Raw genomic sequence first — 12529 nt, 5'->3', positions numbered from 1 at the left:
GTTTTTTTTTTTTTTTTTTGTAAAAAAATCTCATATTCAAAATAAATTAATTGACTTTATATAAAAAAGAAAGTAACATACTATTTGTAAGTGAATATAAAAAGATTACCGGGAGGAATTGAGAATGTCTCAAGTATTATTTGTTAAATCAAGTGACCGTACAGCTGAAGAGGGTGTATCAGTAAAATTATATGAAGCGTTTTTAGCTGCTTATAAAGAAAACAATCCGAATGATGAAGTGATTGAACTTGATCTTCATAAAGAAAACCTTCCTTACCTTGGAAGAGATATGATTAACGGAACATATAAAGCGGCGCAAGGAATGGAAATGACAGACGAAGAGAAAAAACAAGCGTCAACAGCTGACGTTTATTTAAACCAATTTGTTAAAGCTGATAAAGTCGTATTTGCATTCCCGCTTTGGAACTTCACAGTACCGGCTGTGCTTCATACTTATGTTGATTACCTGTCTCGCGCAGGCGTTACATTCACATACACACCGGAAGGACCTAAAGGTTTGATGGGAGATAAAAAAGCAGTGCTCTTAAACGCACGCGGAGGCGTATATTCAGAAGGCCCGATGGCATCTCTTGAAATGTCATTAAACTTCATGAAAACCGTTCTCGGCTTCTGGGGAATCCAAGATCTGCAGACTGTTGTCATCGAAGGTCATAACGCAGCACCAGACAACGCTCAAGCGATCATTGAAAAAGGATTGCAAGAAGCGAAAGATCTTGCTGCTAAATTTTAATGTGTAAAGCTCTTGCACCCTTCATACGGGTGTAAGAGCTTTTTCGCATATATTATAGAAGAAACTGGTGACAAGATTTGATCTAATCTTATATCGATATATTGATCTTTTGTCGAAAAATCAGTTTTTATAGTGGAAAAAGTGTTATTTACTCAGAAAAAAGTTTTTCTGTGCAAAGATCAGCCCCCTTGCTAAAATACGACTGATGGTGTAGGATATAAAAGAAGCTACATTGTTCGTATTGTTAATTAAGTTTTAACCTTTAAGCTGTAATAGGGAGTTTTATATCGAAGCCGGAATGTCATGCCTCCATTGCGAGAGGACGACAGGAACGTTTCTGCAAACACCCACTTTGAGGAGTGGTGGTTTAAAACTTTCTTACTTACGTACGGCAATACGTAGCGAAGGCCATTTCCTTTAGGAGATGGCCTTTTATTTTTATCAAAATATGATTTTACCAAACTGAGCAACTGACCTCTCTATTTATGTTAAGATGAGAGAAAACGAAGATAAAGCGAGGTTTTACAAGATATGCTGGATAAAGCCGAATCCCTTCTGGCACACTATTTCGGCTACGAAAGTTTGCGGGCGGGCCAAAAGCAGGCGATACAATCAGTGACAGAGGATAAACAAAATACGGTCTGCATCATGCCGACGGGCGGCGGAAAATCAATTTGCTATCAGATTCCCGCATTGCTGTTTGAAGGCACCACTATCGTTATTTCTCCTCTTATATCCTTAATGAAAGACCAAGTTGATGCGCTTGAAGAAGCGGGGATTGCAGCAGCTTATATTAACAGCACGCAAACGAACCGCGACATTCATGACCGTTTAAACGGCCTGAGAGAAGGGGCTTATCAGCTTTTTTATATAACACCGGAGCGCTTAACCTCCCCTGAATTCATTCACATTCTGCAGAATATCACAGTTCCGCTCGTCGCCATTGACGAAGCCCACTGTATTTCGCAATGGGGCCATGACTTCAGGCCGAGCTATCGAAATATAGAAATTCTTTTCAGAGAATTAAAAGAGCCCCCCGTTATCATAGCGTTAACGGCGACGGCTACACCGGAAGTGCATGAAGACATTTGCAAACAGCTTCATATTGATAAGGCGCATACCATATATACCGGTTTTTCCAGGGAGAATTTAACCTTCAAAGTAGTAAAGGGCGAAAATAAAGACCGTTTTATCGAGCAATATCTGGAGCGAAATAAACGCGAAGCCGGGATTATTTATACAGCCACAAGAAAAGAAGCTGACCGTATATATGAAAAATTAAAACGAACCGGAATCAATGCCGGCCGTTATCACGGAGGATTGGCGGATGATGTCAGAAAAGAGCAGCAGGAGCAATTTCTTAACGACCAGATCCAAGTGATGGTGGCAACGTCGGCATTCGGAATGGGAATTGACAAGTCTAACATCAGATTCGTCCTGCACGGCCAAATTCCAAAAGACATGGAAAGCTACTATCAAGAAGCGGGAAGAGCGGGCCGCGACGGACTTGACAGTGAGTGTGTCCTTCTGTTTTCGCCCCAGGACATTATGGTGCAGCGGTTTTTAATCGACCAATCAACAGCCGGAGAAGAGAAACAAAAACAAGATCTCAAAAAACTGAGACAGATGGTGGATTACTGCCATACGGAAGATTGCCTGCAGCGGTTTATCCTGAAGTATTTCGGCGAGAATGAGGCAGAAGCTTGCGGCGCCTGCGGCAATTGCACCGACACAAGGGCCGCGCATGACGTCACAAAAGAAGCGCAAATGGTGCTGTCATGCATCATCAGAATGAATGAACGCTTCGGTAAAACGATGGTTGCCCAAGTGCTTGCCGGGTCAAAAAATAAAAAAGTGCTGGAGAATGGCTTCAACACCCTGTCAACTTACGGCATTATGAAGCATCAATCCGTATCGGAAATCAGTGATTTTATTGAATTTCTCATTTCTGATGAGTATATCAGAATGGCGGACGGCACCTTTCCGACACTTCTCGTAACGGAAAAAGGGAGACACGTTCTGCTTGGAAAAACAGCGGTTTCCCGAAAAGAAGCCCTGCAGGCTGTCGCCATTACAGAAAATGATGAATTATTTGAGCGTCTGCGCCGTCTCCGTAAAGACATCGCGGCAGAGCAAGGAGTGCCTCCGTTTGTTGTTTTCTCGGACCAGACGTTAAAAGAAATGTCGGCAAAACAGCCGGAAACGGAAAATGATCTTCTTTCTGTAAAAGGAGTAGGAGAACAAAAAAGATTAAAATACGGAGCGCTTTTTTTAGAAGAAATTCGAAATTATGCAAGGGAAACAGAATAAAAAAAGATTTTTTTAGAGATTTGCACATTGTGTTTTCTTCTCGGGCCAAAAACATAACAGGCTTAAAAACCCTTGTTATATCAAGGGTTAAGCACGTCTTACCAAGCAAGAGAAATGTTTCATGTAAAGGAACTGTAATCTAAATCAAATCGTTTTGTTATTGAACTGACATTTTCATATGTTACGATATCACCTGTTAGCCGCCAATAAAAAGCTAACAAGGGAGGATTTACTTATGAAGAAGACGATTATGTCCTTTGTCGCAGTTGCCGCACTTTCAACAACTGCATTCGGAGCTCACGCTTCTGCAAAAGAAATCACGGTGCAAAAGGGTGATACGCTCTGGGGAATCTCACAAAAAAACGGAGTGAACCTAAAGGACCTAAAAGAATGGAATCAGTTATCTTCTGATTTAATCTTGGCAGGAGAAAAACTGACTATTTCTTCAGTAGAAACAACCACATCTGGGCAATACACAGTGAAAGAGGGGGATAGCCTCTGGAAAATTGCTCAGAAATTCGGAACGTCAGTAAACAATCTGAAAAGCTTGAATAACTTGCAATCAGATATCATTTACGCAGGAACAGTACTAAAAGTAAAAGGCCAGGCGCAGGCTGTACAACCGGCTCAACCAAGCCAGCCTCAAGCTGAACAAAAGCAAGCTGTGCAGACAGAACAGCCAAAACAAGAAGCTGTTCAAAAGCAGCAGCCTAAACAGGAGCCTGTCCAAAAACAACAACCTAAACAAGAAGCGAAGGCTGCCCAAACAGAGCAACAGCCTGTTCAATCAAATACAAATAATCAAGAGTCTAAAAAGCAGCTGACAATGACTGCAACTGCTTACTCCGCTAACGACGGCGGCATTTCCGGTGTAACGGCAACCGGTATAGACTTAAACAAAAACCCTGACGCAAAAGTCATTGCGGTAGATCCTAAAGTGATTCCGCTTGGCTCCAAGGTTTATGTTGAAGGTTACGGAGTAGCAACGGCAGCAGATACCGGCGGCGCAATTAAAGGAAATAAAATTGACGTATTTATTGCAAAGAAAAGTGACGCTAATAACTGGGGCGTCAGAACTGTAAATGTTAAAGTATTAGACTAGTTTAATATAGAGAGTAAGGGACACATAGCAAAATGCTTTGTGTCCTTTTTTCTTCCCTTTTTTGTCTGGGTGTAATCGTTATATACTAAAAAAAGAAAAAAGTGTTCTTTATCTTAACGGAGGGGAATAGGAAATGGGAATCGAAACGGCTGCCGGACCAATAGGGCGGATGGTTTTACAGCTTTTATTCTCCTGGAGCAGTTTTACTGAATCGGGAGTCTTTAAAACCGGCATGTATGGTGGAGCCGCCATTTTGCTGGTGATCGGATTGTCTATGCCGGCAGTCAGAATGTTTCAGGTGCTTGAAAGGGGAAGGAGAAGCAGTGAGCCGGCATCCGGCATCATTCAATCGGTCAGGCAAACCGGCTTATATATTGATGGCTATCCCGAGTTTTCCATTATGGTAACCGTCACGAAAAGGGACGGCACACAATATAAAAGAGAGATTACACAAGCTGTACGTAAAGAGGAGCTCCGCTGTTTTCGAAGGCGCGCTGATTTTAGTGTCTATAGCGCCTGACGGAAACATCAGCCTAAACATGAACGCTAGCTTACAAAAAAGACGGGATTACTTCCCGTTTTTTTGTATTAATGCCTGTCAATCCAAATCCGCGCGCCGTCCGAAGTCGCGTCTATCCGGCACGTTCCGCCGATCGGAAATGTCATGATCGGTGAGGTGTGGCCAAAATCAGCGTTTGCGATGACCGGCATGGATGATAGCTCTTCTTTGGTCATAATAACGGCCCGTAAAGCCTCTGCAGACTTTTGGAAACGGCCAATAACGATTCCCTTCACAGCGGAAAAGGCGGGAAGGTGTATCAGCGATTGGAGGTCACGGTCAAACATATTCACATCAGACATATGATCATCTTCTATAAACAGCACCGCTTGTTGCATCTCCGGAAAGTATTCAGTGCCCTGAAGCAAATTCAGCGTGCAGTGATTGCCGCCGAACAGAGTCCCTTCCGCACAACCCGGCTGAATGACGAGAGGGCCCGAATTGGGATGGAAGCGCCGATTATCTTGATCGAGAAACCATTTATCGTCACTCCATGTGGTTGAAGGAAGCACTTCATACGATTTGTCTGCCGCGCAGCAGGCCGAAAAATAATCAATCGTATAGTCCAAACCTTTCTTCATGGCAAATGTTGAAAAATGAGGGCCGGAATATGTGACTAGCCCGGTTTTTTGATAAATGGCATGGCTGAGAGCGGTAATATCGGAATAACCGCACAAAATTTTCGGATGCTGTTTTATTTTTTCATAATTAAGATAGCGAAGCAGCTGATTGGACTGGAAACCGCCGAGTGTCGTCAAAATAGCTTTGACGTCAGGATCGAAAAAAGCATCGTGAAGATCCTGAACGCGTGATTCAATTGAAGATGAATTAAATTCATTTGTTTCCTTCACGTGCTCTGAAAATGATACGCGGAAACCCAGCTGTTCTATTTTCGTTTTTGCGGCGTTTATTTGTTCTTCTGACATAACGGACATGCTTACAGCGGGAGACACGATCCGAATCTGATCTCCCTTTTGCAGCTTTTCTGCATACAAGAAAGAACCCTCCTTACATGGTTTTGTCTATTACACCATATTTCGGAAAGTTCTTCTATCGTTTTTTACAGGTCGACCCATTTAATGCCGCCTGATTGCGTGTCACTGTCAATCCAGACATCAAACTGATGTTTTTCATAAAAATGAACCAGCCTGTCGACGTGATCCCAATCCCGCTTGGCAATGTCGCCCGTTACTTTCGGGATATTCTGTTCTCTTGCAATATGTTTTAAAAATTTCATACAAATCGAGCCATAGCCGTAATTCGGCGGGCCCTTGATATCCCCAATATGAATGGCATTTTCATAATAGGAGGCGACAAGCGAAAAGCAGCCTCTTCCTCTGTAGGCTGATTCACAATCTGTCAGCATAATTTTACATGTTTGGCCATCATCAATCGAGGAAACAATGATCCAATCGTCATTTTTCGATTGATCAATACCAAGCACTCGCGCATCTTTGGATACATCCTTCAGATTTTCCCGCATCCTGAAGATTTGAAATTCAAGTTTATGAAGCTCTTCTTCTAATTCTTTTCGGCCTTTTTCTTCTGCAGTAAACAAAATCATACTCCTTTCATAGAACAAAGCGGTTTTTTGTCAAACACAAGTATCCATTGTAGTAGAAGGTGAATTGGTTTGTAAATGGCTTTTAAGAAAACTTTTTTTGAAAAGTTTCCCTTCCCTTGCCAAATGACGTTTTTAATGCGTAACAGAAAGGGAAAGGAACAGTGAACAACGTAAAGAGGAGGAATAACAATGGCAATTGATTCACTCATCAGCAAGTTGAAGTATGTAAGGTTAGAATCGCCGGATAAAATACTCTCCTTATACGTAAATACAGATATGAGAAACCCCGATCAGCAGGGGGGAGAGTGGAAGATCGCTTTAAAAAGCGGTTTTCGGAGATTAAAAGAGTATTTATCAGCCAGTGATACGGAAGAAGAAAAATACCTCAGCAATATGATGGAAAGCGTCTATCAATATATCGAGGGGCTCGGCAAAGAGATGCCGCGCAGCCTTGTATTTTTTGCATCGGGGCAAAGCGGCATATGGGAAACGATTGAATTGCAGGTTCCGGTTGAAACAAGATTTTATTGGGAAGAAATGGCCGTGCTTGATCAATTAGAACAGCTGCGTGAACAATATCCGAGCACTGCTTTTATCCTCACACAGCAGAATAAAGTCAAAATCATAGAAACCGTACTGGGAAAATCGAAGGCGTGGAGCATTATCAATATGACGTCATCAATGAATCGTGGAAACCGCAAGCGGCAAGCGGGAGCACCGGATCAATGGAAGAGGATGCGGCAAAAGCCCATATTGAAGAAAATCAAAACAGGCTGTATAAACGGTTGGCTTCAAATCTTGATCAAAAGGCGGCGGCAAACAAATGGGAACGCCTCGTCATCGCCGGCGATAAGGAAACAGCCGATATTCTGGATCAGCATATGAACAAAACGATTGATATGAAAATTCAAAAAAATCTATTGAATGAAAATGAACATAAGGTGATCGAAGATTTATTAAAGGAAGCATAAACGTGACAAAAGACCGGGTTTGTAAGAACCTGGTCTTTTAGGGCTTAAGTTTGTCTAATTTCTGACGAAGCAGGCGAAACCGTTGACATCAAGCCCGATTTCCCATACCATTTGGATAGTCAGTAAAATGGGAGAGGTCATAAGATGAACCAGACAGAAAATAAACCTAAAAATTATACCGGAATCGTGCTGACATTGACCGTTTTGATTAACGGATTAATTGCGGTGCTGTTTTTTATGCCGAAGGGGAATCATTACAGCATTGCGAATATTCATATTTTGCCGATGTTAAATGCGATTTTTAACAGCTTTACTTTTATCTTTTTGCTGGCAGCGCTTTTTATGATTAAGCAAAAAAATATTAAAGCGCATAAACGCTTTATTCTGGCAGCGTTTACGACGACTTTACTATTTTTGATCTGCTATGTGGTGTATCATTCGATTGCGGAAAATACATTATTCGGCGGCCACGGCATTATTCGCGGAATTTATTTCTTTATTCTGATCACGCATATTTGTCTTTCTGCCATCATCGTGCCGCTTGCGCTGTTTACACTGATCAGAGGATTCAGCATGCAGGTGGAGCGCCATAAAAAAATCGCTAGATGGACGATGCCGCTTTGGCTGTATGTCAGTCTGACAGGTGTCATTGTGTATTTAATGATATCGCCGTATTATTAAAAAGCCGTACCGTTACGGCTTTTTTCTATTGAAAAAAGGCTCCCTCTCGTTCAGGGCGCCTTTTACTCTTCCAGCGTTTCAAATGCTGCAACATTTAAAGATTGTTCAACGGTTTTTGTTTTAGCTTTTACTTTTTCTGCGTACGTGTAATCACCGTAGCAGTAGGGATAACGGAAATTGTTTTTGTTTCCTCCGCAAGTGTAAAGTTTAGGATTTTTTTTGACCTGCTGCTCGGAGTATTGTTTTGCCAGTTCCTCAGTATGCGATCCTCCATGTTCAGCCACAAAATCAATATAGCCGGCTCCCATGTTGTAGCTTTGAATAATCGTATCCAAATCCACGCCTTTTTTCTTGCCTATTTTATACATGAGAGTGAATTGTTTGATTCCTTGTTTGATACTGGTTTGAGGGTTTTTAATCTCATTTCGCTTTAAACCCAGAGATTCTGAAGACTGCATGGGATCATTTCCTCTTCCTTTTGACTCTTGATATATCATGCCGAGAACGAGCGATGTATATTCGGTGAGCCCCTTTTCATCCAGCTCATCTTCTACCAGCGGTTTGTAGTCAGTTAATCGTTCAAGCACGATCGGTTTGACGTCAAACGGAAGGCTTTTGAGCAATTCATTATTTGAAAATAGCAGGATGAGAAAAAAGGAAACCATGACAAAAACACATATCATCATAAGACCCGCGGCAGCGAAACAGCCTTTTTTCTTTTTCTTCACTGTGTTTCACCCTCAATTTCAGGAGCGTTATGACTTTTTCATTATGACACAAAACAATGCGTGAAACCAAGCGGAAACCTGTATTTGAAACATAAATTTAAAATAACTGGCCTATAGGTCTGCATGCAGTCTGTCTGTGTCATTTGACATCTGTTATAATTGGGCTAGTGAGAAGAGAAAGGTGAGGTATATGACTGAATTTCACGAATCCGATCAAATAAATGACCCGGCTGAAGATTTAGATGAGGAGACATTATTTTTAGTTGCCCAGACCTTTAAGGCTCTGTCTGATCCGACGAGAATCAGAATTCTTCATTTGCTGTCACAGGGAGAGCACGCCGTAAACGGCATCGCAGAAAAGCTGAATTTACTGCAATCCACCGTCTCTCACCAGCTGCGTTTTTTAAAAAATCTGCGTCTTGTCAAATCGCGGAGAGAAGGCACATCAATTTATTATTCCCCGGAAGATGAACACGTCTTAGATGTGCTTCAGCAAATGATTCATCACACCCGGCACGATTAAAAAAGACATCCTTGCTTTTGGGCAGGGATGTCAGCCGTATTGGTTTTTATTCGATTGATCTCTGCTTGTTTTTAATACATAAAAAGAGAATCCGCTATAATACACAGCAATGAAACAAAAGATACTGATTGTAAGCGGATCGGCCCCGACTGTCTGGCTGTACGCTTCCGGACGGGTGAAATCCGCTGTGACATGATAAATTTCAACAACCCGATACACAAACCTCGATAGGAATAAAGTTAATAGAATAAGTTCAATCCATAGATGCGTGCGAAAATACATTTTTCCGCGCCGCTCTTCAAAAGAAATATTTCGTTTGGCAAAAAGAACCAAAAGCCAGCCGCAGAAAGTGCCGAATAGGAGATGGCCGTACAGAAACGGGTGCTTCATGCTGAAAAAGGCCATGGCAGCAGCAAGCAAAGAAAAAAGAATCATTCTCGTATAAAGCCAGCGGGGTTTCAATGGCTGAAATCCGACGGACCGTTTCACCTTTTTATACAGAAAAAAGGCAATCATTAAGACAGGGCAGATGCTTTGAAGTGTGATATGCATGGTGTGAATCCCCCTCCGTTGAGTAGTGTATGCTTATCCGTCTGTTTTTAGTAGTCTGATTTATACGCAGGCTGTAACTGCTGCAGCCAGAAACCCCCGTCTTATCACCATATGCTTTTTCATTTTTTTTGCATAATAGATGCGCCCGTGTCTCTCTAAAGAAACGTAAATTGAAACATTCAGAAGGTGCTTATATGAAACTAGAACGTTTGTTAGCGATCATTGTGCTCTTAATCAGCAAAAAACAAGTTCAGGCCGCCGAATTAGCCGAGATGTTCGAAGTTTCAGTGAGAACGATTTACCGCGATATAGATGTCATCAGCAGAGCGGGGATTCCCATCATCACGTCTCAGGGCTTCGGTGGCGGCATCCAAATGACGGAAACGTACCGAATGGAACGGGAATGGCTGAAAGAAGAGGAGCTCGCCGTGATTGCTTCCGCTCTCAAAAGCGTTTCTTCCGTATATGAGCCGCACGCTTCCAGCTCGGCTATTAAAAAAATCCAGCAGCTTGTGCCTGTAAAAAACGAAGCGGAATTTAAACGCAAAACGGAAAAATGGTTTTTTGATATGACGCCATGGGGGCATACGAATGATCAAAAAAAGCTGCATGAGCTTCTCAGCGGGGCGATTGACCATACGCTAACTGTTTCATTTATTTATACGAATGCAAAAGGTGAAACAATGGAAAGGCAGGCTGAGCCGTATACATTGGTCTGTAAAACGGGTCGATGGTATTTGTACGCTTTTTGCTCAGCAAAACAGGATTTTCGCTTTTTTAAGCTGAGCCGGATGAAATCATTGTCCGTACAGACGATAACATTTGAACGAAAAGACGTTCAGCTGGATACGCTGCCGTGGGATGCTGAGTGGTATCGTAATGATAAAGCAGTCAGTCTGGAGCTTCTTGTTCATTCCGGGGCACAGCAGCGGCTCGGCGAATGGTTCGGGTATGATGTTTTTCATTTTGACAAAGAGGGGAGCTGCCGTGCTGTTATTTCATTTCCTGAAAACCAGTGGCTGATCGGTTTTTTACTCCAATTTGGAAAAGAGATTGAAATTCTTTCTCCTCTCCATATTCGCGAACAGGTAAAAGAAACGATTCAGGAGATGAAAAAAAGATATGAAACCTGACACTATGCTGTCAGGTTTCTTTTTGTATCATAAAGCTATGTTGTTGAAGGAGGATATGAAATGAGCTTTTCACACTTTGTACACCTTGAGAAAAAACGTTTTATCGGAATTTCTGAAAAAACAAACAATAAGCTGGAAATGACGGAGGAAAGAAAAATCCCTGCGTTATGGGATGAATTTTGGAAACAGGATGCACACTTCATACTGTCCGGCAGTCAATCAGATGTCATCGCATTATACAGCGATTACGAACAAGAGACTCACGGACAGTATACGTTCTCAATCGGAACTTTTACAGACGGAGGCAGCACATTGCCGAAATATAAAGAGAGAATTTTGCCAACGTCATCTTATGCCGTATTTACTTCAAGAGTCGGCCCGATTGAGGACATCGTTATTGAAACGTGGCGGGAGATTTGGTCGTGGGAAAAACGTCATTTGCGCACATATTCTGGTGATTTTGAGCAATACGGCTTGGCAGCCGCACAGCCGCTTCAGGCGCAGATTCAAATATTTATTGCCGTTCAATCATAAAATCAAGCAGTATTTCTTCTTGAAAAAATAAGATACATAAGTACGTAATGGTCTATAACAATTGTGATTGGAGTGTTATTAGATGCAAACGAAAAAAGTTTATCTTTATGTATTTAATACAATGTCAGACTGGGAATATGGATATTTAATTGCTGAACTAAATTCAGGAAGATATTTAGCACCATTTAAAGTAGTTACAGTAGGAGCTAGTAAAGAAATAATTACTACGATGGGAGGACTGAGCGTAAAACCAGAAATCCTCATCAATGAATGTACTCTTGAGAGTAAAGATCTTTTAGTTTTACCTGGAGGGAATACTTGGAGAGAAGATATTCATCAACCTATCTTGAAAAAAATTGGCCAAGCTTTAAAGCTTGGCGCTATTGTTGCTGCAATTTGTGGTGCAACTGAGGCTCTCGCGAATTGTGGATACCTAGATTCTAGAAAGCATACAAGCAATAACTTAGAGTATATTAAAATGGTCTGTCCTAATTATAAAGGAGAAAAATTTTATGAGATGGAACCTGCGGTATCTGGTGAGAATTTGGTTACTGCATCAGGAGTAGCTCCTCTGGAATTTGCGATGGAAGTACTGAAAAAATTAGATGTATTTGCACCAGATACATTACATTCATGGTATAACCTAAATAAGACTCAAAAACCCGAATACTTCTTCCAATTAATGAATTCAATAAATAAATAAATGAACTAAAAAATCAATTTAGCAGTTTTATATTAGTTTAAATAATTACCATGAGCCTTGCTTTCCCTTGCTGATGCCTATATCGGTTTTGCAGAAGCGAACCCCGGTTTATATGAAGCGTCCCTTCAGAAAATAGAAGACAGCAGGCTCGAGAAGCTGTCCGGCCTGATCGTCCGGCTGGTCGTCAATCAGCTGACATCAAACGGTTACTCCGCACCGGAAACTGCAATCCATGCCGCAAGGGGATTAAGAAGCCTTCTGCACGGGTTTGCCGTATTGAGAAAACAGACTGCATTTGAACTTTCTGAGTCAATTAGGGACAGCCGAATTTTTGCGACCCGTACGTTTTTAAAAGGCCTGAAAACGAATTAACAATAAATATATTATGTAAACTAACGGTTTATCAACTCATGTGAAT

13 protein-coding genes, 1 other RNA gene and 2 pseudogenes are annotated in these 12529 nt (G+C 41.7%); 12 read left to right on the top strand and 4 right to left on the bottom strand.

From position 1 onward, the window contains the following. The first annotated feature begins 124 nt into the window (after positions 1 to 124). The 5 genes from AXI59_RS17565 to AXI59_RS17545 all read left to right on the top strand — a co-directional run bounded on the left by AXI59_RS17565 (position 125) and on the right by AXI59_RS17545 (position 4683). The gene (locus AXI59_RS17565) at positions 125 to 751 is read left to right on the top strand and encodes an FMN-dependent NADH-azoreductase (protein WP_061521103.1); all 627 of its coding nucleotides are present in this window, start codon (positions 125 to 127) and stop codon (positions 749 to 751) included. A 221-nt stretch (positions 752 to 972) separates the two neighbouring features. Continuing rightward, a non-coding RNA gene (ssrS, locus tag AXI59_RS17560) (6S RNA) lies at positions 973 to 1160 on the top strand. Positions 1161 to 1282: 122 nt separating this feature from the next. Then, positions 1283 to 3061 carry a DNA helicase RecQ gene (gene recQ, locus AXI59_RS17555; RefSeq protein WP_061528857.1) on the top strand — a complete coding sequence of 593 codons (1779 nt, stop codon included), beginning with the start codon at positions 1283 to 1285 and terminating at the stop codon, positions 3059 to 3061. Between the two features lie 235 nt (positions 3062 to 3296). Next, on the top strand, positions 3297 to 4163 hold the full coding sequence (locus AXI59_RS17550; protein WP_061528856.1) for a 3D domain-containing protein: 867 nt from the start codon (positions 3297 to 3299) through the stop codon (positions 4161 to 4163). 133 nt (positions 4164 to 4296) lie between these two features. Continuing rightward, positions 4297 to 4683, top strand: coding sequence for a hypothetical protein (locus AXI59_RS17545; RefSeq protein WP_061528855.1), 387 nt, complete (start codon positions 4297 to 4299; stop codon positions 4681 to 4683). A 68-nt stretch (positions 4684 to 4751) separates the two neighbouring features. Here the strand turns inward: AXI59_RS17545 and AXI59_RS17540 are convergent, their stop codons facing one another. Together AXI59_RS17540 and AXI59_RS17535 are read right to left on the bottom strand one after the other, a co-directional pair. Continuing rightward, positions 4752 to 5717 carry a S66 family peptidase gene (locus AXI59_RS17540; protein WP_061528854.1) on the bottom strand — a complete coding sequence of 322 codons (966 nt, stop codon included), beginning with the start codon at positions 5715 to 5717 and terminating at the stop codon, positions 4752 to 4754. 65 nt (positions 5718 to 5782) lie between these two features. After that, positions 5783 to 6280: a hypothetical protein gene (locus tag AXI59_RS17535; RefSeq protein ID WP_061521107.1), complete on the bottom strand. Its 498-nt coding sequence runs from the start codon at positions 6278 to 6280 to the stop codon at positions 5783 to 5785. A 195-nt stretch (positions 6281 to 6475) separates the two neighbouring features. Here AXI59_RS17535 and AXI59_RS17530 point away from each other — a divergent pair. Then, positions 6476 to 7257, top strand: a pseudogene (locus AXI59_RS17530) (VLRF1 family aeRF1-type release factor). A gap of 144 nt (positions 7258 to 7401) precedes the next feature. Continuing rightward, the gene (locus tag AXI59_RS17525; protein WP_061521109.1) at positions 7402 to 7938 is read left to right on the top strand and encodes a DUF420 domain-containing protein; all 537 of its coding nucleotides are present in this window, start codon (positions 7402 to 7404) and stop codon (positions 7936 to 7938) included. Between the two features lie 62 nt (positions 7939 to 8000). On the opposite strand, the gene AXI59_RS17520 is transcribed toward AXI59_RS17525, so the two are convergent. Then, the gene (locus AXI59_RS17520) at positions 8001 to 8666 is read right to left on the bottom strand and encodes a lysozyme family protein (RefSeq protein ID WP_061521110.1); all 666 of its coding nucleotides are present in this window, start codon (positions 8664 to 8666) and stop codon (positions 8001 to 8003) included. A 190-nt stretch (positions 8667 to 8856) separates the two neighbouring features. On the opposite strand from AXI59_RS17520, the gene czrA reads away from it, so the two are divergent. Beyond that, the gene (gene czrA / locus AXI59_RS17515) at positions 8857 to 9189 is read left to right on the top strand and encodes a Zn(II)-responsive metalloregulatory transcriptional repressor CzrA (RefSeq protein ID WP_061521111.1); all 333 of its coding nucleotides are present in this window, start codon (positions 8857 to 8859) and stop codon (positions 9187 to 9189) included. A gap of 30 nt (positions 9190 to 9219) precedes the next feature. On the opposite strand, the gene AXI59_RS17510 is transcribed toward czrA, so the two are convergent. After that, complete coding sequence (locus AXI59_RS17510) at positions 9220 to 9741, bottom strand: CcdC protein domain-containing protein (protein WP_061528853.1); 522 nt, start codon at positions 9739 to 9741, stop codon at positions 9220 to 9222. Positions 9742 to 9935: 194 nt separating this feature from the next. Here AXI59_RS17510 and AXI59_RS17505 point away from each other — a divergent pair, with 194 nt between their 5' ends. From AXI59_RS17505 to AXI59_RS17490, 4 genes and pseudogenes are all read left to right on the top strand, one after another. Beyond that, on the top strand, positions 9936 to 10874 hold the full coding sequence (locus tag AXI59_RS17505; RefSeq protein WP_061528852.1) for a helix-turn-helix transcriptional regulator: 939 nt from the start codon (positions 9936 to 9938) through the stop codon (positions 10872 to 10874). A 60-nt stretch (positions 10875 to 10934) separates the two neighbouring features. Next, the gene (locus AXI59_RS17500; protein WP_061528851.1) at positions 10935 to 11408 is read left to right on the top strand and encodes a GyrI-like domain-containing protein; all 474 of its coding nucleotides are present in this window, start codon (positions 10935 to 10937) and stop codon (positions 11406 to 11408) included. Between the two features lie 82 nt (positions 11409 to 11490). Further along, on the top strand, positions 11491 to 12111 hold the full coding sequence (locus tag AXI59_RS17495) for a type 1 glutamine amidotransferase family protein (RefSeq protein WP_061528850.1): 621 nt from the start codon (positions 11491 to 11493) through the stop codon (positions 12109 to 12111). Positions 12112 to 12165: 54 nt separating this feature from the next. Further along, positions 12166 to 12483, top strand: a pseudogene (locus AXI59_RS17490) (TetR-like C-terminal domain-containing protein); the annotation flags it as partial. Positions 12484 to 12529: the final 46 nt, after the last annotated feature.

It is taken from the genome of Bacillus nakamurai (assembly GCF_001584325.1).
Taxonomy (GTDB): Bacteria; Bacillota; Bacilli; order Bacillales; family Bacillaceae; genus Bacillus; species Bacillus nakamurai.
Note: the sequence above shows the minus strand (reverse complement) of the source record. Positions and strands in the feature narration are given on the sequence as shown.